This window comes from Antrihabitans auranticaus, from assembly GCF_016481275.1.
GTDB lineage: Bacteria > Actinomycetota > Actinomycetes > Mycobacteriales > Mycobacteriaceae > Antrihabitans.
This window is the reverse complement of sequence record NZ_JAEMNW010000001.1, coordinates 657,068-678,939: the sequence shown is the minus strand read 5'-3', so window position 1 is coordinate 678,939 and position 21,872 is coordinate 657,068. Positions and strand designations below refer to the sequence as shown.

Genomic DNA, 21,872 nt, shown 5'->3' with positions numbered 1-21,872 from the left:
GGCGAGCGGATTGGCCGGGGGGAGCGGGCTGCTGGCGATGATCACGAGGAAAGGGCTCGTGCGCGCGGCGTGTTGCTGACCCGATGGTCGTGATCGTGGCGGCAGCGACTGAATCCGGAAATCTTGTCGAGCGCCACGCAATCGTAGGCGGCAAGCTCCCCGTCCACACCCTGACCTGCTCCGACGCAGCCCATCCACAGGCTCGCAGTTATCCACAGGGCAATTTGTCACCTGGGCTTTTGCGCAGTCCCCACGGTGGGCGGTCGTGACGATTCGTGGATGGAAAGCAACTTACGAGAGCTGTTCGAAGCCAACGCGGGAGCGGTGACCGTCCCCGAGATCTATGCCGTCGCATCGCGAGGCGTCATGCGCGGTCTGGTGCGACGCGGCGAAATCGTCGCGCTCTGGCACGGCGTCTATACCGACCGTTTGCCGACGATAAACGTCAAGCTTGCCGGACTGACCAAGGTGTACGGCCAGGAAGTGACCGCGTGCCGAAGTTCTGCGGCAGCGATCTATGGGTTCGACACCGAGGGCGTGGTCGACGTCCACATCCTCGATCCGGGCGCGCGTCATGTCCACGGCCACAAGGGCCTCGTCGTCCATCAGCAATTGGACGCGCCGATCCAACGCGTCGGTGCCCAGCTCGTGACTGCGCCGGCGTGGACCGCCGTCGAGGTTGCGCGCACACTGCCGCGACCCCGTGCCCTCGCGACCCTCGACGCAGCTTTGGCAACCAAACTGTGCACTGTCGACGACCTTACGGCCGCAGCCGATGCCCAATCGGGGCGCCGGGGGATGGCCCACGTCCGGCCGTTGATTCGGGTTGCCGACGGTCGGGCGGGCTCGCCGATGGAGTCCGAAACGCGGCTCGTGATACTGGACGCCGACCTGCCGAAACCTGACCTCCAACTGCCAATAGTCGACAATTGGGGAATCGAGCGCTTCTACCTCGACTTCGCTTGGGAAGCCGCCAAACTCGGCGCCGAGTACGATTCCGACGATTTCCATACCGGCCCGCGAGCGGTCCGCAGGGACAAGGTACGCATCGCGTGGCTGCAGGAACATGGCTGGCTGATCGTTCCGATCACAGTTGACGACGTTCGACGCTGGCCCAGTCAACTCGTCCGGCGGCTATCGAAGCATCTGGAGGAGCGGACCCCTGTCTGCGCTGCGTCGTGAGCACGAGCAACGGGTCCACGACGCGCCGTGAGGGTGTGCCTTTTGGTCGTGATCAGGCCCGTCGGACGGGTGCTGCGTCGTGAGCACGAGCAACGGGTCAGCGACGCGCCGTGAGGGTGTGCCTTTTGGTCGTGATCAGGCCCGTCGGACGGGTGCTGCGTGGTGAGCACGAGCAACGGGTCAGCGACGCGCTGTGAGGGTGAGCCTTTTGGTCGTGATCACAGGTGCTGCGTCGTGAGCACGAGCAACGGGTCAGCGACGCGCCGTGAGGGTGGGCCTTTTGGTCGTGATCAGGCCCGCCGGAGGGATCGCGCGTCGTGAGCACGAGCAACGGGTCAGCGACGCGCCGTGAGTGTGGGCCTTTTGGTCGTGATCACGGCCGCCGGACGGATCGCGCGTCGTGAGCACGAGCAACGGGTCAGCGACGCGCCGTGAGTGTGGGCCTTTTGGTCGTGATCAGACCCGCCGAACGGAGTGCTGCGTCGTGAGCACGAGCAACGGGTCAGCGACGCGCCGTGAGTGTGGGCCTTTTGGTCGTGATCAGACCCGCCGAACGGAGTGCTGCGTCGTGAGCACGAGCAACGGGTCAGCGACGCGCCGCAAGTGTGCGCCTTTTCCTCGTGATCACGACCCGCCCGCCGAACGGACCCCGACTACCCCCGCGACGCGCAGAGGAGCCCGTCGCCGACCGGGATGAGGACCTTGGTCAGGCGATTGTCGTCGGCGATGGCCCTGGCGGCGGACCGGACGGCGACGGTTGTGGCGTCACGCTGGCCCCCGTCCGCCACGCGACCGCCCAGCAGTGCGTTGTGGAAGACGATCAACCCGCCCGGGCGAAGCAGTCGGACGCCCTGTTCGACGTAGTGGGGGTGGTCGGCCGGGGTTGTGTCGACGAAGACGAGGTCGTAGGCGCCATCGGCGAGTCGGGGGAGGACGTCGAGGGCCCGACCGTTGATCAGCCGGGTGCGCGGGCTGGCGATACCCGCCGACCGGAAAGCTTCCTTGGCGGCGCGCTGATGCTCGGGTTCTGCGTCGATCGTGGTGAGCGTGCCGTCGTCGCGCATGCCGTCGAGCAGCCAGAGTCCGCTGATTCCTGCGCCGGTACCGATCTCGACGACCGTCTTGGCGGCGAGCAACTGCGCGAACATGCTGAGCAACGCACCGACCGACGGCGGAATGGGTGCAGCGCCCAGATCGTCGGCTCGCTCCCTGGCGGCGATGAGAATCTCGTCTTCGACCACGGATTCTTCGACGTAGGAAAGAGTTCGTTGCGCATTGTCCACGGTTCGAGGTTATCGTCGCGCGCCCGCTCGGTCTGTCAGGCGCGTCGGGCAAGATTTCTCAGGCTCCCCTCAGGCTCTTCATAAGACGGGCATAACGCGATAAAGCACAGTTACTTCCACGAAGGATCATCGGATCATCAGCGCAGGACATCGCGACGCACGTTTGTTTCGAATAACTCGGTACCGGGAACAAAGCGACCGCCCGGGGAGTTTGAAATCGATACACGGGCATGTGACGTGACTACAGGCGCTTGTGGTCTCTACTAGGAGGTTCCACCCATCCACACCGTCAACGCGGAACGCGACTATTCGAGCCTCCCGGAGGATGCGCGGGTGGGGATGGTCGACGGGCTGCCACAGGATTCCGATCCAGAACTGAGCGGTACGGCCGCTTTCGATGCCACTGGTGACCAGGCGGCAATGCCGTCGTGGGACGACCTCGTGCGCGAGCACGCGGACCGCGTCTACCGGCTGGCCTATCGACTGTCCGGTGACCCGCAGGACGCAGAAGACCTGACACAAGAAACGTTCATCCGCGTTTTCAGGTCGCTGTCCAACTACCAAGCCGGCACCTTCGAAGGCTGGCTGCACCGCATTACTACGAACCTCTTCCTAGACATGGTCCGGCGCCGCAATCGCATCCGCATGGAAGCACTGCCCGACGATTACGACCGTGTGCCTGCCGAAGGTCCGGGACCCGAACAGGCGTATCACGAATCGCGCCTGGATCCGGATCTGCAATCGGCGCTCGACTCCCTCGCACCCGAATTTCGCGCCGCGGTTGTGCTCTGTGACGTGGAAGGTCTGTCGTACGAGGAGATCGGTGCCACACTGGGAGTGAAGCTCGGTACCGTGCGAAGCCGGATCCATCGTGGTCGTCAGGCGTTGCGCGAGTACCTGGCACACCAGTCGGACGACAAGGTCGGCAGCGCGCTCCGGTGACGCGGTCGGTATTGCCGCTCGGCGACGACCAGGAGGATTGGATGCCACCGGCGGAGAAGCCCGAGCCCAGGAAATTCGGGTCCACTGAGCATCTGGCCAGTGAGGCCATCGCCGCGTACGTCGACGGCGAATTGCGCATGAATGCCTATATGCGAGCCGCCCAGCACATCGGTATCTGCGCTGACTGCGCACACGAGGTCGAGGCGCAGCAGCAGGCCCGCGGTGCGCTCCGGCGTGCCGCCGAGGTCGCCATGCCCTCGTCGCTGCTGGGCGCACTCAGCCGTATCCCGACAGGTGAATTCCCCCTGTGTGGCTCCGACTATCCCGCAGGCGAGCACAGCAAACGCTGGTCGCTGCGCTGGCGCAAGTAGAGTTTGCAGGGTGACCTCGGAATCGACCATCCACAGGCAATCGGAGTCAGGGAATCTGCGGCCCCCGGATGCGCCCGTCCTCGGCCCGAGACCTGTCTACAGGCCTGAGATCGATCAGTCGTTCACTCGCGCGTTCGGTCGCCCCTCCGGCGTCGAGGGTTCGTTTTCACCCGCCGCCCGTCGCGTCGCGGACTCGCCCGAACTGAACGTCCGTCCCCCGGATCCGATCCTCGCGGAGGCCTTCGGCCGGCCGCCGGGTGCAACGGAATCGCTGCAAAGAGATCCGGACGAAGTCCCCCCTGTCGAGCCGCAGGAAGCTCCCGATCCGTGGCGCGATCCGGCTGCCGGGGCGCAGCTGGGGCCGCCGGCTCTGCAGAAGCCGGTTCCGCCGCCGGTGCCTTCGGGCCACAAACTCGGTGTGCGCGAAGTTCTGTTCGGCGGGCGCGTGGCGCCGCGCACCCTTGCGATACTTGCCGCCGTTGCACTTGTCGTCGGCGCGATCGGCGGAATCTTCGGCCGCGTCACTGCCGAATTCAGCGGTGATTTGACGAGCCAGAAGGTCGCTCTGCAGCAGGTCGGTGACGATACAGACATCGCGCACGGTCAAGTGGCGAAGGTCGCGGACGCTGTTCTCCCCGCGGTCGTCTCGATTCAGGTCACAGACGGCGACGACGGCAGCACCGGTTCCGGTGTGGTCATCGACGGTCAGGGTTACATCGCGACGAACAACCACGTCATCTCGATGGCCGCCAACGACGACAACGGTGACGCGAAGATTCAGGTTCTCTTCTCCGACGGCACCAAGGCTGCGGCGCGGATCGTTGGTCGCGACATCAAGACCGACCTGGCGGTACTCAAGACCGAGGTGAACAATCTGTCGGTCGCCCAGCTCGGCAAGTCGGCGGATGTCTTTGTCGGACAAGACGTTATCGCGGTCGGCTCGCCCCTCGGTCTGAACAAGACCGTCACATCGGGAATCGTCAGCGCGCTGCATCGCCCAGTGCGATTGGGCGGCGAGGGTTCCGATACCGATACCGACGCCGTGATCGACGCAGTCCAAACCGACGCAGCGATCAACCCGGGCAACTCCGGCGGTCCGCTGGTCGATTTCGAAGGCAAGGTCATCGGGATCAACTCGGCTATCCGCAGTGCGAGCGGTGGTTCGGTCGGCCTCGGCTTCGCAATCCCGATCGACGACGTGACCCGCGTCTCGCAGGCCCTCATTCGCGATGGTGTGATGCATCACCCCGAAATCGGTGTGAGCGCGCGTTCCGTCGTGAACGACGCGACAGTGGGCGCGGAGGTCGCTGCCGTCAAGGATAATGGTCCTGCGGCGCAAGCCGGGATTATCGAGAAGGACGTCATCGTCAAGGTCGGTGACCGTACGGTCGCGAACGCGGACGAGCTGACTGTGGCGGTGCAGCAACAGCCGATCGGCGCGACAGTCCCCGTGCAGTTGATACGGGATGGCAGGCTCGTCGACGTGCAGGTGACGCTCGCCTCCGATTGACGCCTGTAGGAGGCAAGAATGTTCGGAAACATCGGGTGGGCAGAGATGATGGTGCTGCTGGTCGCAGCCCTGGTCATTCTCGGCCCAGAGCGGCTGCCCGGCGCCGTCATGTGGGTGACCAAGTCGCTACGTCAGGTCCGCGACTATGCGAGCGGCGCGACGAAGCAGCTGAAGGACGAACTCGGTCCCGAGTTCGACGATCTGCGCAAACCGCTGTCCGAACTGAACCAGCTACGCGGCATGACCCCGCGGACCATGATCACCAAGCACATTCTCGACGGCGACGATTCGATCTTCACCACCTTCGAGAAGCCCAACGGGGCCACGAAGCGGCCAAGTTTGGAAAAGCCGCAGTCGACCAACGCGGGCGAGCGCCCGCCGATCGATCCGGACGCTACCTGACCTCAGAGCCGCCGCGTGGTGTCGATGCTGAGTGACATTCCCGCGAGCCCGCGCTGCCGGACCGACAGCTTGTCGGCGACCGACTTCAGCGCGATCGCGGCCGGTGAGTCGGGGGACCGCAGCACGATCGGCACGCCGTCGTCGCCGGCTTCACGGACGCCCTGCTCGAGCGGAATCTGGCCCAGCAGAGGAACTTTGGCGCCAACGGCCTTCGTCAGGCGATCCGAGACGACCTGACCGCCGCCGGACCCGAACACGTCCATCCGGCTGCCGTCGGGCATTTCCATCCACGACATGTTCTCGACGACGCCGACCACGCGCTGCCTGGTTTGCAGAGCAATTGCCCCGGCGCGCTCGGCCACCTCTGCGGCTGCCGGTTGCGGTGTCGTGACGACAAGAATTTCGGCGCTCGGGATCAGCTGTGCGATCGAGATTGCGATGTCTCCGGTGCCCGGCGGGAGGTCGAGCAGCAGCACATCGAGGTCGCCCCAGAAGACATCGGCGAGGAACTGCTGCAGCGCACGGTGCAGCATCGGACCGCGCCAGACTACGGGCGTGTTCCCCGTCGTGAACTGGGCGATTGAGATCATTTTCACATCGTGTGCGACCGGCGGGAGGATCATCTTCTCGACTTGAGTCGGTCGAGCGTCGGTCCCGAGCATGCGGGGAATCGAGTGACCGTAGATGTCGGCGTCGAGCAGCCCGACAGACAATCCCTTGGCGGCCATGGCGGCTGCGAGATTGACCGTGATGCTCGACTTGCCGACGCCGCCCTTGCCGGACGCGACCGCGTAGACGCGGGTCAGCGAGCCGGGTTGCGCGAACGGAATCACCGGCTCGCCGGAGTCGCCGCGCAACGATTTGCGCAGCTCCGTGCGCTGCTCGTCGTTCATCACGTCGAGATCGACGCGAATCACCCCGACCCCCTCGACGTCCGCGACAGCCTTCGTGACGCGCTGTGTGATCTCGGTTCGCATCGGGCAGGCGGAGGTGGTCAGGTACACGACGATGTCCACAGAGGAGTCGTCACCGACGACAACGCTCTTGACCATCCCGAGTTCTGTGATCGGTTTGCGGATCTCGGGGTCGTCGACGCGGGAGAGAGCTGCGCGAACCTCGGATTCCGTAACGACTGGCATAGGACGATCCTACGTATCAGTGGATAGCGGGTAGCGCCTCGGCTGGTGGGTTGGTGCCGGTCGCGTACCCGAGTGACCACGCCAGGACGTTCGCGACGTACGCCATCGAATTGTTGTAGCGCAGCACCGCACGTGTTTCCTGCGCAATGTCGCGGAGATTGAGGCCGCCGTCGCAGAGGTACTTGCCGGTCGTCAGCGCCGCGTCGAAGAGGTTTTGCGGATCGGCGACGCCGTCGCCGTTGCCGTCTGCCGCGTAGCGCTTCCAGGTCTCGGGAAGGAACTGCATCGGCCCGACGGCGCGGTCGTAGGTCCCGTTTCCGTCGAGGGCGCCACCGTCGCTGTCGTGGATGACGTTGTTGCCCGCAAGGCTGCCGTTCAGGATCGGACCGTAGATCGGTGTGAGGAGGTTGCCGCTCTCATCGGCTTTGCCGTCGTTGGCATGCGTGGATTCGACCCGGCCGATTCCGGCGATCAGCGTCCACGGAATTCCGCACGGCGCGTCCTGCGTTGCGAGCGTGTCGGCGGCCGCCTTGTACGCGGCCTGGTTGATTTCCGGTACGCCGAGTGGGCCGGCGGCGAGGCTCGTGGGCAGAGCCGGGGCGGCAGGCGCTGCGGGGGCTGCAGGTGCGGCAGCAGGTTCGATTTCCGGAATTGGCAATTGGGCATTCGAGGTGGAATTCGATTGCGGTTGAGCGGCAAGAGGATTCGACTCCGGCGCGTGCGTGGCGGTGTCCGCGAGAAACGGCACTCCGGAAGACGCACCTGCGGCGGAAGCGGCGGCAACCAAACCAGCCGGGACAAGCCCAGACAGTGCAATCAGCGAATTTCGCCGGGTCGCAGAGACGGTTTGCTTGCTATGGCGACCCACTCGAAAAACCTCCGTCGGCCTCTTACGAGGCACTCCGTTTGCAGAACGGAGTCGAGGGTACCCGAGTTGGACGGCTTGTCGTTATCCATCCGTAATCTAATGGGCCTTAAAGATCACTTCAAGGTAACGGCAGAACCGCGCCGATCGGAGCGAAAGTCGGCAGGACGAACGGCAGCGGTGGCAGTGGTGGCAACTGGAACAGCGGCGGCGGAGGCTGCGGCGCAACCGGTGCTTCGACCGGCGGCGCTACGGGTGCTTCGGCGGCGCTCGGTGTGGCCGGTTGCTGCTGCACCTGCGGTTGCTGTTCGGGTTGCTGCTGGTTCGCTGGATCGACCGCGGGTGCCTGCTCGGCATTCATCTGGCCGGCTTCGGCCGACGGCGTTGCCGGAGTCGTGGACGATGGCTCGGTCCTGAGCATTCCGGGGGGCGGCACGAATCCGGGCGGGCACAGCACACCACACGGAACATCGACGCCGGGAAGATTCAGCATCGGCTGCTGAGTGGTCGTGGTGCCGGACGGCGACGGAGTCGCGCCCGGAGTTGTCGTCGTTGTCGTTGCGTCTGCCTCGCGGGCGAGCGCGTCGAAATCGATCGGCGACGTTCCCGGTGGGACCAGATCCGGGGAGATCGAGACCGCGGACGGTTGGCCACCGGTTCGATACGCGGCCGACCAACTCAGCACGCTTGCGGCGTAGGACATCGAGTTGTTGTAGCGCAGGATCGCGCGCACTTCCTGTGCGGGATCGCGCAAGTTCAGGCCGCCGGAGCACAAGTACTTACCTGCGGAAAGTGCGGCGTCGAAGACGTTATTGGGATCCGCGACGCCGTCGGCGTTGCCGTCCGACGCATAAACACGCCACGTGCCCGGGATGAACTGCATCGGACCGACTGCGCGGTCGTGCGCGTTGTCGCCATCCAGCGCACCGGCGTCGGTATCTCTGATCACGTTGTTTCCGGCGAGGCTGCCGTCCAGCACCGGACCCAGGACGCGGCTCAGCGTCGTGCCGGCAACATCGGTTCGGCCGCCGCCCGCGTGACCGGACTCGATTCGGCCGATGCCCGCGAGCAGGTTCCAGCTGATTCCGCAGCCCGGCTGCGACGCCGCGAGTGCGAGCTCGGCATTGCGATACGCGGCGAGCACGACCTCGGGGATGCCGAGGGCGCCGAGAACGCCGGGCAGGGCGACGTCACGAACGACCGGGATGCCGCCCGTGAACGGTGAACCTTCGGGTACGACCGCGCGCAGTTGCATCGCTGTTTTGGGAGTGGATGGGACGAGCCCAACCGTTCCGATCGGCTTGGCCGCCAACGCTTGCGCGCTCGCGGCAGAGAGAAGCGGCGCGGGCGTCCTCGGATCAGGACCGCTCGAGATCGCACTCGTCGATCCGGCCGACACCAGTCCTGCTAGGACAAGAACGGACACAGTGACCGGTGCCTTTAAACGCATTCGACAACACCACCCGCGGAGAATCGTGTCAGCGGCCGATTCTCACCATCGACCGCTCGGGACAACGTGTTCCAGGCTACATACCGGGCATTCGCAGGTCTTACGAATGGATGAATTCACAGCTCTTGGTCGGCGCGGCGTGACTTGCCACTTCCGGAGCGTTTTCCCGAGCCGCCGGAAAGTTTGACGTTTTCGCCGGAATTCGCTGTTCGTTCGATCAAAAGTGCGCGCAGTTCATCGAGTTCGCGACGTAAATAGTCACGGGTCGTTACCTCGCCGATAGCAATTCGTAATGCTGCGAGTTCGCGTGCGAGGAACTCGGTATCGGCTTTCGTTTGCGCGGCGCGAACGCGATCCTCTTCCAGTGCGACGCGGTCGCGATTCTCCTGCCGGTTCTGGGCGAGCAGAATCAGGGGCGCGGCGTAGGCAGCCTGCGTCGAGAACGCGAGGTTCAGGAGGATGAACGGGTACGGGTCCCAGCGGACCGTGTAGGCGAAGATGTTGAGCAATACCCAGACGATGACGAACACGGTTTGCATCGCGAGATAACGACCGGTGCCGAGAAAACGCGCGAACGTTTCGCCGATACGGCCGACCGCTTCGACGTCGAATTGAATTCGAAACCAACGGGACCCGACGGGCGTTTCGAGCCGTTGCCGCGCGTTCGAGGCCGCCTTGTCCGCGGCGCTGCGGAAGTCACTCATTGCTGCCCTCGTGTTCGCGCCAGTCCTCAGGCAGCAAATGATCGAGGACGTCGTCGACGGTGACCGCTCCGAGCAAATGCCCCTGATCGTCGACGACCGGTCCGCACACCAGGTTGTAGGTCGCGAAGTAGCGCGTCACCGTACTGAGCGGATCCTGCGGACTCAGTCTCGGCAGTTCGGTGTCGAGCGCACCACCGACCAAGCTCGCGGGTGGTTCGCGCAGCAGGCGCTGCAAATGCACACAACCGACGTACTGGCCCGTCGGCGTCGCGGTGGGTGGTCGCGCAACGAACACCAGGCTCGCGATCGCCGGCGTCAAGTCCGCGTTCCGGACCCGTGCGAGCGCTTCTGCGACAGTCGTTGCGGGGCTGAGGATCACCGGTTCCGGCGTCATCAAGCCGCCGGCGGTGTCGGGGGAGTGCGCGAGCAGCCGCCGAACCGGCTCGGATTCTTCGGGATCCATCAATCGCAGCAAAGACTCGGCTTCGGCGTCCGGCAGTTCGCCGAGGAGGTCGGCGGCGTCGTCGGGGTCCATTGCCTCGAGGACGTCAGCGGCGCGTTCGGAGTCGAATTGCCCGAGCAGTTCGACCTGATCGTCGTCGGGTAGCTCCTGGACGACGTCGGCAAGTCGTTCGTCGTCGAGCGCGAGTGCCACTTCGAGCCGACGTTTCTCCGGTAGTTCACGCAGCGCATTGGCGACGTCGGCCGCGCGCAGGCCCTCGAACTGCAGGAGCAACTGGGAAACACCCTGGCCGAACTGGGCGAGATCGTTCGGCGTCAGGCCCTGGATGTGCTGCCACTCGATGACGTGGATCGGTGCCCGCCGCCCGAGCCGGGCGCGGTGGCCACGCACGGCGACTTTGGATACGACCCAATCGCGGCTCCGGGTGATCTCGATCCCGATATCGACCACGATCACGTCGTGGCCGAGCAACTGGTCGAGTTCGGGATCGTCGACGCGCACGTGCGAATCGAGAACCTGCGCCAGCACCAGGACCTCGCCGGGTCGCTGCGCAAACCGCCGCAAACTGATGTTGCCGGTGGTCAGTGTGACCGACCCCGGTTCGATCGCGGTGACCCGCAGCATCGGTACGAAGATTCTTCTGTGGTTGAGCAACTCGATCACAAGGCCGATCACGCGGGGCTGTTGGCGACCGAGTCGAATGGTGATAACGACGTCCCGCACTCGCCCGACCGATTCCCCGTCGGGGCCGAGCACCACCAGGCCGCCCAGCCTGGCGGCGAACACCTTGCTCACCGCTGCCATGAGGGTCAGGCTAGTTCGCCCCGCTTGCGCGGTGTGCGAGCAGGTGGGGTTGGCGGCGCGCCGCGACGCCGTCATGCAGGCACAATAGGGTCATGACGAATCCACTTGGCGGTCCGAATCGGGTGAGCCAGGGGCTGCCCACGCCGCCCACGGGCTGGCCGATCGGCTCGTATCCGACGTACGCCGAAGCTCAGCGCGCGGTCGACTATCTTGCGGACCAGCAGTTTTCGGTCGAGGACGTGACGATCGTCGGTGTCGACCTGATGCAGGTCGAGCGCGTGCTCGGCCGCCTCACCTGGGGGAAAGTCATTGGTGGCGGCATCGTTTCGGGTGCTTGGCTAGGCGTGTTCTTCGGCCTGCTACTCGGCCTGTTCACGACGGGCGGCCTGTTCGGCCCGTTGGCCGTCGGCATCGTCGGCGGCATCGTTTTCGGCGTCATCTCCACCGCAATTCCGTACGCGGCTACCCGCGGGCAACGCGATTTCGCGTCGTCGATGCAATTGGTGGCGGGCCGCTACGACGTCCTGTGCGACCCGAAAACCGCCGAGGCTGCCCGCGATCTCCTTGCGAAGCTGGCACTTTAGGCGCGAGTCGCGAGACCTTCCCGTATCGTCTGGCACCGGTTTCGGATAGTTTGAAAATGGATGTTCGAGAACCGGTGCGAGGTCGACGTCGGCTCGCCGCTCTTCGGGCGGGGTGTCCACAGCCGATTGCACCGGCGCACCCGGCGAAGGAGGCGGTCTGTGCAGCTGCAAAAGAAGCTCGCGATTCTCGGTGCTGCCGTGGTCGTGTCGAGCCCACTGCTCGCCGCCTGCGGGTCCGACGAAAGCGGGACCGTCCTCAGCTTCTACACGGCAGCTGACGGCGCCGAGCAGTACGCGCAGGCCGCCGACGTATGCACGCAGGCCGCCGGTGGCCGCTACAAGATCGAGCAGCGGACCCTGCCGAAGAACGCCGACGATCAGCGGCTGCAGTTGGCTCGCCGCCTGACCGGCAACGACCGCTCACTGGACCTCATGACGCTCGACGTCGTGTGGACCGCCGAGTTCGCCGAGGCGGGTTGGGCGTTGCCACTGCCCGACGATGTCGCTGCATCCGTGTCGGAGGGGACGCTGCAGGGACCGCTCGAATCGGCGAAGTGGGAAGACAAGCTCTACGCGGCGCCGCTCAATACGAACACGCAATTGCTCTGGTATCGAAAGGATTTGATGCCGGACGGGCAGCCCCCGCAAACGTGGGACGAGTTGCTCGACATCGCCGGGCAATTGGCCGACGAGGGCAGGCCGAGCCGAATCGGCGTGCAGGCCAAGCAGTACGAGGGCCTGATGGTGTGGTTCAACACAATGCTCGAGAGTGCCGGCGGCAGTGTCGTAGGGCCTGACGGCACCACGGTCACGGTGGCAGACGGAGACTCTGCACTGAAAGCGCTCGACATCATGAAACGCGTCGCGACGGCCAAGGGGGTCGATCCGTCGTTCTCGCAGAGCGACGAAGCGATCGCGCGCTATTCGATGGAGAGCGGTAATGCCGCGTTCGAGGTCAACTGGCCGTTCGTGCTGCCGGGAATGATCGAGAATGCGGAGAAGGGCGGCGTCGCGTTCATCGACGCGCAGGGCAAACCGACGTCGCAGGACACCGGGAACACGGTGCTGACGGTCGACGGCGAGCGGAATTTTCTCGCCGCGCCGTACCCGTCGATCAATCCGGGCGATCCCGCGAAGGTCACCCTCGGTGGTTTCAACATCGCCGTCGCCAAGACGACCGAGCACGAGGACTTCGCCTTCGAAGCGATGGAATGCCTGCGCAACTGGGACAACCAGCGCAACAACGCGGTCGCGGGGGGTGTGCCGCCCACGCTCGCCGGGCTGTACGACGACCCCGCGTTCCAGGAGAAGTACCCGGCGTGGCGCGAGGTTCGCGAAGGCCTCGATTCGTCGTCGGTCCGCCCTGTTTCCCCTGTCTATCAAACGATTTCGACGCTGATCGTGGCGACGCTGAATCCCGTGAAGGACATCGATCCGCCACGGACCGTCGACGAGCTCGCCGAACAAGTGCGCAAAGCCGTCAACTCGGAGGGGTTGGTGCCATGACGAATACGTTGGAAGGTCCGCCGCCGGCTACAGAGCCGGCGGCCCCGAAGAAGAAGACGAAAGTAGCGCTGTCGGAGGGCAAGAAGGCTGAGCGACGACTCGGCCTTCTGCTTGTCGCGCCTGCGGCGATCATGATGGTCGCAGTGACCGCGTACCCCGTGATCTACGCGGTGTGGCTGAGCATGCAGCGCTACAACCTTGCGTTTCCCGACGACCGAAAGTTCGTGGCGTTCGCCAACTATCAAGCGGTGCTGACCGACGGGTTCTGGTGGCAGGCCTTCGGCGTGACGGTTGCATTGACGGTCATTTCGGTGGCGATCGAGTTCGTCCTCGGTCTCATGCTGGCGCTGATCATGCATCGCACGCTCGTCGGTCGCGGGACAGTGCGCACAGTCGTTTTGATTCCCTACGGAATCGTCACGGTCGCGGCGGCTTACAGCTGGTATTACGCGTGGACCCCCGGCACCGGCTACCTGGCGGGTCTGCTGCCGGGCATGGATGCGCCACTCGCAGAACAGATTCCGTCACTGGGCGTGATCATCCTCGCCGAGGTCTGGAAAACGACGCCCTTCATGGCCCTGCTGTTGCTTGCCGGGTTGGCGTTGGTGCCCGACGATCTGCTCAAGGCCGCGCAGGTCGACGGCGCCGGCTCGTGGACGCGCCTGGTCCGCGTGATTCTGCCGCTGATGAAGCCCGCGATTCTCGTTGCGCTACTGTTCCGCACGCTCGACGCTTTCCGCATCTTCGACAACATCTACGTTATGACGCGGGGTGCCAACGACACCGGATCGCTCTCGGTCCTCGGCTACGACAACCTGTTCAAGACGTTCAACCTCGGCATCGGGTCGGCGATCAGCGTGCTGATCTTCCTGTGCGTCGCCATCATCGCGTTCATCTTCATCAAACTGTTCGGCGCCGCGGCGCCGGGCTCGGATCCGGAAGCGGGGCGGTAGTAGAGATGGCCGCGTCCACGCAGAAGAAGCTGAGCTGGTCCGTCGTCAATCTGATCGTGATCGCGTACGCGCTGATCCCCGTCGGCTGGATTGCGAGCCTGTCGTTCAAGTCGCCGGCAACCATCACCGACGGGCATTTCATCCCGCGTTCCTGGACCTTCGACAACTACAAGGGAATCTTCAAGACCGACGCGTTCACGAGCGCACTGATCAACTCGATCGGGATCGGGCTGATCGCGACTGTGATCGCCGTCGTCATCGGCACGATGGCCGCGTATGCCGTTGCGCGGCTGGACTTTCCGGGTAAGAAGCTGCTGGTCGGTGTCGCGTTGCTGATCGCGATGTTCCCGCCGATCTCCCTCGTGAGTCCGCTGTTCGACATCGAGCGCGCACTCGGGCTGTTCGACACCTGGCCCGGGCTGATCATCCCGTACATCACGTTCGCTCTGCCGCTGGCGATCTACACGCTCTCAGCGTTCTTCCGCGAGATCCCTTGGGAGCTCGAGAAGGCGGCGAAAATGGACGGCGCGACGCCCGCGCAGGCGTTCCGCAAGGTGATTGCACCGCTTGCCGCGCCGGGCGTGGTCACAGCCTCGATCCTGGTGTTCATCTTCTGCTGGAACGATCTGCTGTTCGCCATCTCGCTGACCGCGACGGACCGTTCGATCACGGCACCGGCGGCAATGGCGCAGTTCACCGGTGCGTCGCAGTTCGAGGATCCGACTGGATCGATCGCGGCTGCGGCAATGGTGATCACAATTCCGATCATCATCTTCGTGTTGTTCTTCCAACGACGGATCGTTGCCGGGCTGACCTCCGGCGCGGTGAAGGGGTAGCGGTAGATGGCCGAGATCGTGCTCGACAAAGTGACCAAGCTGTATCCCGATGGCGCGAAGGCCGTGAGCGACGTGGACATCACGATCGCCGACGGTGAGTTCGTCATCCTCGTGGGTCCCTCGGGATGCGGAAAATCGACGACGCTCAACATGATTGCGGGGCTCGAGGACATCTCGTCCGGCGAACTGCGGATCGCGGGCGAGCGCGTCAACGAGAAGGCGCCGAAGGACCGTGACATCGCGATGGTGTTCCAGTCCTACGCCCTTTACCCGCACATGACGGTGCGCGAAAACATTGCGTTCCCGCTGACGTTGGCGAAGATGTCGAAGAGCGACATCAACGCCAAGGTGGAGGACGCCGCGCGCATCCTCGACCTCGATCAGCATCTGGACCGCAAGCCCGCCAACCTCTCCGGCGGGCAACGCCAGCGGGTGGCGATGGGCCGCGCGATCGTTCGCAGTCCGAAGGCGTTCCTGATGGACGAGCCGCTGTCGAACCTCGACGCAAAGCTTCGAGTTCAGATGCGTACCGAGATTTCCCGTCTGCAGAAGCGGCTCGGCACGACGACCGTGTATGTCACCCACGACCAGACCGAGGCCATGACGCTCGGTGACCGTGTCGTGGTTCTGCGTGGCGGCCTCGTGCAGCAGATCGGCGCGCCGCAGGAACTGTACGACCGGCCCCGCAACCTGTTCGTCGCAGGCTTCATCGGGTCGCCCGCGATGAACTTCATCCCGGGTGAACTGGCGCAGGACGGGATCACGACCGCGGTCGGGGAGATTCCGCTGCCGTACGAGGTGCGCGACAAGCTTCGTGACGGCAACGCACCGGACCGAGTTGTGGCAGGGATCCGCCCCGAACACTTCGAGGACGCAGCACTCGTCGACGGTTACCAGCGCATCACCGGCGCGAAGATCGACGTCGACGTCGAGGTCGTCGAATCGATGGGTTCGGACAAATTCGTGTACTTCACGATCGCCGGACCTGCCGTCGAGTCGGCGGAGTTGCAGGAACTGGCTGCCGATGCGGGAGTTGCCGATCTCGGTGGCTCGCAGATGGTTGCACGCGTCGGCGCAGAGTCGCGGGCAGCGAGTGGCGAACGCATGCAGTTGTGGTTCGACCCGAAGAGAGTCTCGGTATTCGACAACGACGGCGGCGCGAACTTGGCCCTCTGAGTGCCCGACCTCCTGTCCCAGCGTGCGCTCAACCGCGCGACGCTGGCTCGGCAGCACCTGCTGCGCCGCACCACGTCGCCGGCGTACGAGTTCGTCGAGCACGGATATGGGTTGCAGGCGCAATCGCCGACCGCGCCCTACTTCGCGCTCTGGGCGCGGCTGAAAGATTTTGCCCCGCAGCAGTTGTCGGACCTTCTCACAGATCGGCGCGCGGTCCGGATCGTCACGATGCGGGGGACCGTCCACCTACTGGCTGCGCAAGACGCGCGGTCATTGCGCACGCTCATGCAGCCGATGCTCGACCGCTTTCTGCTCAACAACCCGCAGTACACGCCGACGTTGTCGGCGATCGACCTCGGCGAGCTTGCCAAGGTCGGCCGCGAGCTCGTCGAAGATTCGCCGTTGACGGCGGCGCAATTGCGGACGAAGTTCGCGGAGCTCTGGCCCGACCGCGATCCTGCCGCGCTGGCGTACGGATTGCGCATTCTGCTTCCGCTGCTGCAGGTTCCGCCCCGCGGCCTATGGGGTAAAGCCGGTCAACCCGCGCTGACGACGATCGAGCACTGGCTCGGTCCGTCGGCCGTGGTCCCGACGTTGGACGACATGGTGCTGCGCTACCTCGGCGCGTACGGACCCGCATCGGTCCAGGACATCCAGGCATGGTCGGGTCTGGCGCGGCTGGGGGAGGTGTTCGATCGGCTGCGCCCTCGATTGCGGGTGTTTGCCGCAGAATCCGGGGCCGAGCTGTTCGATCTTCCCGACGCGCCCCGCCCCGCCGAGGACACCCCAGCGCCGGTCCGCATCCTCGCGCCGTTCGACAATATCTTGCTCTCGCATGCCGACCGGACGCGAATCCTGGACCGCGAGTACAAGTCTCGACTGTTCACGGTCAACGGCATCATCAAGCCTGCCGTGCTCGTCCATGGCCGAGCCGTCGGCTACATCGTGCTGACGAAGGCCAAGGGCGAAGCGGTCGTGGCGGTCGAGTTGTTCGAGAAGATCGCCAAGACACACGTGGCTGCCCTGGAGCGCGAAGCGAACGACCTACTGCGGTTCGCTCACCCGCAGGCCGAGCGGCACGAGGTGCGGATCGGTCCCTGACGGACCTGTGCGTCGGCGCCCTGCGAAGATGTCGTTGTGACCGATGATGTCGTGGCTGCCGTTCGCGCACACTTGACGGCCCAGTTCGGGGGACTCGAACCGGCCGCCGCGTCGGTAACCTTCCTGGGGCTCGAGCCGATCGACATTCTGCGCTTCCCGCACGACGGCACGGTCGTTCGCTATGCGTCGCTCGGGTGCTCGCGCCACCCGATGGGTGAACCGGGCGACATGATCGCCGACAACACGCACGGCCCCCGTGCCGAACTCGTCCTGACGCTGCGGTCCGACGTCGGCGCCGACTCCGGCATCCACCGGACCCTCGCGGTCCTCGCAGCCGCTCCTGCGGTCGAAGGCATTGTGTTGCTACCCGACGCACTCATCGATCTCGGCGAACCACTGTGGCGAAACAGCGCTTTCACCGCCGTTCTGCTGGACCATGCCGCGATCGACGAACTGCCGCTGCCGGAACCGGCCGAGCCCGTCAAGTTCTTTCAGGTCACGCCTCTCACGCAGACCGAAGCGGCCTGGGTGCGCTTGCGCGGCGCCGCTGCCCTGCGTGAGGCCTGGGCCGAGGCCGCCATCGACACCGCCGACCCGAACCGGCTTGCGGCGACCCTATAGCCAGTGGTTACGCCGGAACGTCACGAACAGTCCGGCGCACGAGACGAACATCAACGCCAGAATGCCGTAGTAACCGTAGGTCCAGGTCAGCTCGGGCATGTGCTCGAAGTTCATCCCGTAGATGCCGGCCAGCATCGTGGGCACCGCTGCGATCGCAACCCATGCGGAGATCTTGCGCATATCGGTGTTCTGTTGCAGGGCAACCTTGGCGAGGGCGGCGCCGACCAGCGAACTGAGCGCCTCGTCGAAATCGGCGATTCGCTCCGACACGAGCGTGTGGTGGTCCGTGACGTCGCGCATGTACCTGCGCACCTCTTTGGGCACCAGTTCGTTCGGCTGCGTCAGTGACTGCAGGGGGACGGCGAGCGGCACGACTGCCCTGCGCAGTTCGACGACTTCGCGCTTGAGTTGATAAATCGGCTCCACGGCGATTTGGCTGCCCGGCGTGAACACGTCTTCCTCCATCGCGTCGACATCGTTCTCGACCTGACGGACCACATCGAGATAGGAGTCGACGACGTAGTCGGCAATGGCGTGCATGACCGCGGTCGGGCCGAGCGCGAGTCGTTCCGGGTTGCCTTCCAAACTTCGCCGGACGCCGGCGAGCCCGGCGAAATCACCGTGCCGCACGGTGACCACGAAGTCCCGGCCGACGAAGATCATGATTTCGCCGGTCTCGACGATCTCGCTGACCGAGTGGAGCTCGTGCTCGACGTACTTGACCGTGCGGAGGACGAAGAAGAGGGTGTCGTCGTAGCGCTCGAGCTTCGGCCGTTCGTGGGCGTGGACCGCGTCTTCGACGGTGAGCTCGTGCAGATTGAAAGTCGCTGCAACCGTAGCCATTTGACCTTCGTCCGGGGCATGCAGGCCGATCCATGCGAACCCGGTGCCACGCTTGTGGACCTCGGCGATGGCGGCGTCGTGCGTGTACTTTCCCGGCAGCCGTTCGCCGTCGACGTAGACCGCGCAGTCGACGATTGCGCGTGCTGCAGGGATCGGAATCTGCCGGAGCGGTTCGGGTGTGGGCTTACGGGATTGCTTGCGCAACGACACGAGTGGCGATCTGGGCGGCACGCCCGAATGCTACGCCTGCAACACTGGTCGGGTGCGCATCGATTTACATACCCACTCCACGGCGTCGGACGGTACCGACACCCCGGCCGAACTGTTGCGCAATGCTGCTGCAGCGGGACTCGACGTGGTCGCGATCACCGATCACGACAACACGGCGGGCTGGTCGGAAGCCGAAGCGACACACGCCGAACTGGGCAGGATGTTGCTGGTACGCGGGATGGAGATGTCGTGCACCGGCGACGGCGAGGACGGCGAGCCTGTGCCCGTCCACCTCCTGGCCTACCTCTTCGATCCCGACAACGAGGTGTTCGCCGCCGAACGTGAACGGCTGCGCGCCGAGCGCATCACGCGGCTACGCGGAATGGCGGACAAGATGGCCGCAGACGGGTTGCCGGTGGATCCGGACGCCGTCATGGCCGGAGCCGGTGTCTCCGCGGGGCGTCCGCACCTCGCGCGTGCGCTCGTCGCCGCAGGTGTGGTCGAGAGCGTCAACGAAGCGTTCACGAGGCTGCTCGCCCACAACGGTCCGTATTACGTCGAGAAGGCCGATACGCCGCTCACCAAGGCGGTCGAGATGATCACCGCGGCAGGCGGGGTCAGCGTCGTTGCGCACGCCCGCGCGCGCAAGCGCGGCCGGCTGCTGTCGCTCGACCACATCCGCAGGCTCGTCGACAGTGGGCTGAGCGGGCTGGAGATCGAGCATCCGGACCACAGCGAGCCTGACAAAGCGGTGTTGCGCGGGCTCGCGGGCGAACTGAATCTCGCTGTCACCGGCTCGTCGGATTATCACGGCAGCAACAAAACGGTCCGGCTCGGTGAGTTCACGACCGACCCCGCCGAATTCGAGCGATTGCTGGCTACCGCGACGGGCGTTCCCGTGCTGGGCCGCTGATGCCGGTGCGGTGGTTGCGGGCGTTCAGTGGCGTCATTGCAGGTGGCGTAGTTGTTCTGACTTTGGTTGTAATCGGTGCGGCGGTCGTCGGTCGGGACCGTGACTTCCCCGGGCCCGGCAGCGAGTCGATCGTCTGGCACGTGGCGACGGCGATCCTGGTCGTCGCGGCGCAAGTGCAAGCCGATCGACGACGGGGTGTGGTTGCCGTCGCGATGTCGATCGTCATCATCGCCGCGACCGTTCTGCTGCTCTGGACGCAATGGTGGGATTCGGGCATCTCGGATCTCTAGCCGTTGCGCCACAGGAACTCACCGCGGGCGGAATCGAACGGCGAGAACGTTCTTACGTTTGGGTAATCAACGTCGCTTAGTGTGAGCACCGGCGTAGTGAGAGCAATCTCAGGGGCCGCTACAGCGCGCAATCAACCGCGCGCTGCGGCGACTTTCGGCGACTGCGCCCCTTGGAGGAAGCCGCGGCGTCATCGTCGACGTCCGCGGCAACCTACGGATTCGGTTGGAGGTAGTGCGGACGGACACCCTCGATTGCGGCCCGTTTTGCACGGCTGGCAGACTGGTGCTCGCTCTGCGCCGGAGCCACCGCCCCGCGTGCGCAGCACGATCGCACCGTGTAGGACTACAGCACTCCTTGCCCGGGACACCGTTCGGCAATGCCGCCTCCGATCGTTGGAGCGCCCGATTCACACATCGACCGCCGACCGCAATTCAACGGGAAAAGCGCATCCCGACCAGCAATTAAGCCCAGGTGCATAGTCTAAAAACCGGCCCCGAATGCGGTGGCTGCGAATAGGAGTGTCATCGTGTCCTCTGTGACCGAAGCGAAAAGTTCCCTCACCGACATCACCGACGAAGAAATCTTCGCCGGTCATATCGGCGGCAAGCTGTCTGTAGAGCTGAGCGCTCCGCTCGAGACCCAACGCGATCTCTCCATTGCATACACCCCCGGTGTTGCCCAGGTAAGCCGGGCAATCGCGACTGACGAGACACTCGCCAAGCGCTACACCTGGACCGACCGGCTGGTCGTCGTGGTCAGCGACGGAACTGCCGTACTCGGTCTCGGCGACATCGGTCCGCGCGCGTCCCTGCCGGTCATGGAAGGCAAGGCCGCGCTGTTCAAGAAGTTCGCGGGCCTCAACTCCATCCCGCTGGTGCTCGATACCAAAGACGTCGACGAGATCGTCAAGACGCTGATCTTGCTGCGCCCGAGCTTCGGCGCCGTGAACCTGGAGGACATCTCCGCGCCGCGCTGTTTCGAGGTCGAGCGGCGCGTCATCGAGGCGCTGGATTGCCCGGTCATGCACGACGACCAGCACGGCACCGCGATCGTGGTGCTCGCGGCCCTCATGGGCGCGGTCAAGGCGCAGTCGCGTGAACTGGCGCCGCTGCGCGTCGTGATCTCGGGCGCGGGCGCTGCCGGTGTCGCATGCGCAAACATGCTGCTGCTCGCGGGGATCGCCGACGTGACCGTCCTCGACTCGAAGGGCATCGTGTGCGCGGACCGCACCGACCTGACCAGCGTGAAGGTCGATCTCGCCGCACGAACGAACCCGTCGGGACGCTCGGGCGGAGCCGCTGAGGCGCTTGCCGGAGCCGACGTCTTCATCGGTGTGTCTGCGGGCAAGATTCCCGAAGAGATCATCGCGGGCATGGCGCCGGATGCGATCGTCTTCGCGCTGTCGAATCCCGACCCGGAGATTCACCCCGACACGGCTCGCAAGCATGCCGCGATCGTCGCAACGGGTCGCAGCGACTTCCCGAACCAGATCAACAACGTCCTCGCGTTCCCCGGCGTCTTCAAGGGCGCGCTCGACGCCGGCGCGCGTCGGATCACCGAGGGCATGAAGCTTGCGGCCGCGAACGCGATCCTCGACGTGCTCGGTGACGAGCTGAGCGTCGACAAGATCGTGCCGAGCCCGCTCGACCCGCGCGTTGCTCCGGCCGTAGCGGCAGCAGTCGCCGCGGCCGCGCACGCCGAAGGCGTCGCCGCGAAGCCGTAG

Annotated in this window: 22 protein-coding genes; 15 read left to right on the top strand and 7 right to left on the bottom strand. The window is 65.1% G+C overall.

Features of this window, described 5'->3' with window-relative positions; genetic code table 11:
• Positions 1–279 precede the first annotated feature (279 nt).
• Entirely contained in the window at positions 280–1,182 is a 903-nt protein-coding gene (locus JGU72_RS02940) for an endonuclease domain-containing protein (protein WP_199682229.1), read from the top strand.
• 653 nt (positions 1,183–1,835) lie between these two features.
• On the opposite strand, the gene JGU72_RS02935 is transcribed toward JGU72_RS02940, so the two are convergent.
• Positions 1,836–2,465, bottom strand: a complete 630-nt coding sequence (locus JGU72_RS02935; RefSeq protein WP_199682228.1) for an O-methyltransferase — start codon at positions 2,463–2,465, stop codon at positions 1,836–1,838.
• A 339-nt stretch (positions 2,466–2,804) separates the two neighbouring features.
• Between JGU72_RS02935 and sigE the strand changes: the two genes are divergently transcribed.
• The 4 genes from sigE to tatB are packed head-to-tail and all read left to right on the top strand — an operon-like array spanning position 2,805 to position 5,690.
• The gene (gene sigE / locus JGU72_RS02930; RefSeq protein WP_199683170.1) at positions 2,805–3,407 is read left to right on the top strand and encodes an RNA polymerase sigma factor SigE; all 603 of its coding nucleotides are present in this window, start codon (positions 2,805–2,807) and stop codon (positions 3,405–3,407) included.
• Positions 3,408–3,448: 41 nt separating this feature from the next.
• Entirely contained in the window at positions 3,449–3,778 is a 330-nt protein-coding gene (locus tag JGU72_RS02925) for an RNA polymerase subunit sigma-70 (protein ID WP_199683169.1), read from the top strand.
• Positions 3,779–3,788: 10 nt separating this feature from the next.
• On the top strand, positions 3,789–5,288 hold the full coding sequence (locus tag JGU72_RS02920; RefSeq protein ID WP_199682227.1) for a S1C family serine protease: 1,500 nt from the start codon (positions 3,789–3,791) through the stop codon (positions 5,286–5,288).
• An 18-nt stretch (positions 5,289–5,306) separates the two neighbouring features.
• Positions 5,307–5,690, top strand: coding sequence for a Sec-independent protein translocase protein TatB (gene tatB, locus JGU72_RS02915; protein WP_199682226.1), 384 nt, complete (start codon positions 5,307–5,309; stop codon positions 5,688–5,690).
• 2 nt (positions 5,691–5,692) lie between these two features.
• Here tatB and JGU72_RS02910 read toward each other — a convergent pair whose 3' ends face one another.
• From JGU72_RS02910 to JGU72_RS02890, 5 genes are all read right to left on the bottom strand, one after another.
• Positions 5,693–6,829 carry an Mrp/NBP35 family ATP-binding protein gene (locus JGU72_RS02910; RefSeq protein WP_199682225.1) on the bottom strand — a complete coding sequence of 379 codons (1,137 nt, stop codon included), beginning with the start codon at positions 6,827–6,829 and terminating at the stop codon, positions 5,693–5,695.
• A 16-nt stretch (positions 6,830–6,845) separates the two neighbouring features.
• Complete coding sequence (locus tag JGU72_RS02905; protein ID WP_199682224.1) at positions 6,846–7,697, bottom strand: lytic transglycosylase domain-containing protein; 852 nt, start codon at positions 7,695–7,697, stop codon at positions 6,846–6,848.
• Between the two features lie 118 nt (positions 7,698–7,815).
• Complete coding sequence (locus JGU72_RS02900) at positions 7,816–9,144, bottom strand: lytic transglycosylase domain-containing protein (protein WP_199682223.1); 1,329 nt, start codon at positions 9,142–9,144, stop codon at positions 7,816–7,818.
• A gap of 116 nt (positions 9,145–9,260) precedes the next feature.
• A complete protein-coding gene (locus JGU72_RS02895; RefSeq protein ID WP_199682222.1) occupies positions 9,261–9,848 on the bottom strand; it encodes a DUF1003 domain-containing protein in 588 nt (195 codons plus the stop codon).
• Positions 9,841–11,115 (bottom strand): magnesium transporter MgtE N-terminal domain-containing protein, encoded by a 1,275-nt coding sequence (locus tag JGU72_RS02890; RefSeq protein ID WP_199683168.1) that lies wholly within the window; start codon positions 11,113–11,115, stop codon positions 9,841–9,843. The genes JGU72_RS02895 and JGU72_RS02890 overlap by 8 nt, the downstream gene beginning before the upstream one ends.
• A 92-nt stretch (positions 11,116–11,207) precedes the next feature.
• Here JGU72_RS02890 and JGU72_RS02885 point away from each other — a divergent pair, with 92 nt between their 5' ends.
• The 7 genes from JGU72_RS02885 (at position 11,208) to JGU72_RS02855 (ending at position 17,892) form a co-directional block, all read left to right on the top strand.
• Positions 11,208–11,699, top strand: a complete 492-nt coding sequence (locus JGU72_RS02885; protein ID WP_199682221.1) for a YflT domain-containing protein — start codon at positions 11,208–11,210, stop codon at positions 11,697–11,699.
• Between the two features lie 159 nt (positions 11,700–11,858).
• Positions 11,859–13,205 carry an ABC transporter substrate-binding protein gene (locus tag JGU72_RS02880; RefSeq protein WP_374101067.1) on the top strand — a complete coding sequence of 449 codons (1,347 nt, stop codon included), beginning with the start codon at positions 11,859–11,861 and terminating at the stop codon, positions 13,203–13,205.
• A complete protein-coding gene (locus JGU72_RS02875; RefSeq protein ID WP_199682219.1) occupies positions 13,202–14,158 on the top strand; it encodes a carbohydrate ABC transporter permease in 957 nt (318 codons plus the stop codon). Before JGU72_RS02880 ends, JGU72_RS02875 begins: the two co-directional genes overlap by 4 nt.
• A 5-nt stretch (positions 14,159–14,163) precedes the next feature.
• The gene (locus JGU72_RS02870) at positions 14,164–14,994 is read left to right on the top strand and encodes a carbohydrate ABC transporter permease (protein ID WP_199682218.1); all 831 of its coding nucleotides are present in this window, start codon (positions 14,164–14,166) and stop codon (positions 14,992–14,994) included.
• A gap of 6 nt (positions 14,995–15,000) precedes the next feature.
• Positions 15,001–16,170, top strand: coding sequence for an ABC transporter ATP-binding protein (locus tag JGU72_RS02865; protein ID WP_199682217.1), 1,170 nt, complete (start codon positions 15,001–15,003; stop codon positions 16,168–16,170).
• The gene (locus tag JGU72_RS02860) at positions 16,171–17,271 is read left to right on the top strand and encodes a winged helix DNA-binding domain-containing protein (RefSeq protein WP_307828273.1); all 1,101 of its coding nucleotides are present in this window, start codon (positions 16,171–16,173) and stop codon (positions 17,269–17,271) included.
• A 36-nt stretch (positions 17,272–17,307) separates the two neighbouring features.
• Positions 17,308–17,892, top strand: coding sequence for a suppressor of fused domain protein (locus JGU72_RS02855; RefSeq protein WP_199682216.1), 585 nt, complete (start codon positions 17,308–17,310; stop codon positions 17,890–17,892).
• Here the strand turns inward: JGU72_RS02855 and JGU72_RS02850 are convergent.
• A complete protein-coding gene (locus JGU72_RS02850; RefSeq protein WP_307828345.1) occupies positions 17,887–18,945 on the bottom strand; it encodes a magnesium and cobalt transport protein CorA in 1,059 nt (352 codons plus the stop codon). The two genes, JGU72_RS02855 and JGU72_RS02850, sit on opposite strands and share 6 nt — an antisense overlap.
• Positions 18,946–18,997: 52 nt before the next feature.
• Between JGU72_RS02850 and JGU72_RS02845 the strand changes: the two genes are divergently transcribed.
• From JGU72_RS02845 to JGU72_RS02835, 3 genes are all read left to right on the top strand, one after another.
• Positions 18,998–19,858 carry a PHP domain-containing protein gene (locus JGU72_RS02845; RefSeq protein WP_199682214.1) on the top strand — a complete coding sequence of 287 codons (861 nt, stop codon included), beginning with the start codon at positions 18,998–19,000 and terminating at the stop codon, positions 19,856–19,858.
• Positions 19,858–20,148 (top strand): hypothetical protein, encoded by a 291-nt coding sequence (locus JGU72_RS02840; RefSeq protein WP_199682213.1) that lies wholly within the window; start codon positions 19,858–19,860, stop codon positions 20,146–20,148. Before JGU72_RS02845 ends, JGU72_RS02840 begins: the two co-directional genes overlap by 1 nt.
• A gap of 527 nt (positions 20,149–20,675) precedes the next feature.
• The gene (locus JGU72_RS02835; protein WP_307828272.1) at positions 20,676–21,872 is read left to right on the top strand and encodes an NAD(P)-dependent malic enzyme; all 1,197 of its coding nucleotides are present in this window, start codon (positions 20,676–20,678) and stop codon (positions 21,870–21,872) included.

Coding starts and splice junctions, on each gene's coding strand:
- JGU72_RS02870 (WP_199682218.1), top strand. CDS start 14,164: ATGGCCGCGTCCACGCAGAAGAAGCTGAGCTGGTCCGTCGTCAATCTG.
- sigE (WP_199683170.1), top strand. CDS start 2,805: ATGGTCGACGGGCTGCCACAGGATTCCGATCCAGAACTGAGCGGTACG.
- JGU72_RS02940 (WP_199682229.1), top strand. CDS start 280: ATGGAAAGCAACTTACGAGAGCTGTTCGAAGCCAACGCGGGAGCGGTG.
- JGU72_RS02900 (WP_199682223.1), bottom strand. CDS start 9,144: ATGCGTTTAAAGGCACCGGTCACTGTGTCCGTTCTTGTCCTAGCAGGA.
- JGU72_RS02925 (WP_199683169.1), top strand. CDS start 3,449: ATGCCACCGGCGGAGAAGCCCGAGCCCAGGAAATTCGGGTCCACTGAG.
- JGU72_RS02865 (WP_199682217.1), top strand. CDS start 15,001: ATGGCCGAGATCGTGCTCGACAAAGTGACCAAGCTGTATCCCGATGGC.
- JGU72_RS02875 (WP_199682219.1), top strand. CDS start 13,202: ATGACGAATACGTTGGAAGGTCCGCCGCCGGCTACAGAGCCGGCGGCC.
- tatB (WP_199682226.1), top strand. CDS start 5,307: ATGTTCGGAAACATCGGGTGGGCAGAGATGATGGTGCTGCTGGTCGCA.
- JGU72_RS02885 (WP_199682221.1), top strand. CDS start 11,208: ATGACGAATCCACTTGGCGGTCCGAATCGGGTGAGCCAGGGGCTGCCC.
- JGU72_RS02890 (WP_199683168.1), bottom strand. CDS start 11,115: ATGGCAGCGGTGAGCAAGGTGTTCGCCGCCAGGCTGGGCGGCCTGGTG.
- JGU72_RS02895 (WP_199682222.1), bottom strand. CDS start 9,848: ATGAGTGACTTCCGCAGCGCCGCGGACAAGGCGGCCTCGAACGCGCGG.
- JGU72_RS02910 (WP_199682225.1), bottom strand. CDS start 6,829: ATGCCAGTCGTTACGGAATCCGAGGTTCGCGCAGCTCTCTCCCGCGTC.
- JGU72_RS02840 (WP_199682213.1), top strand. CDS start 19,858: ATGCCGGTGCGGTGGTTGCGGGCGTTCAGTGGCGTCATTGCAGGTGGC.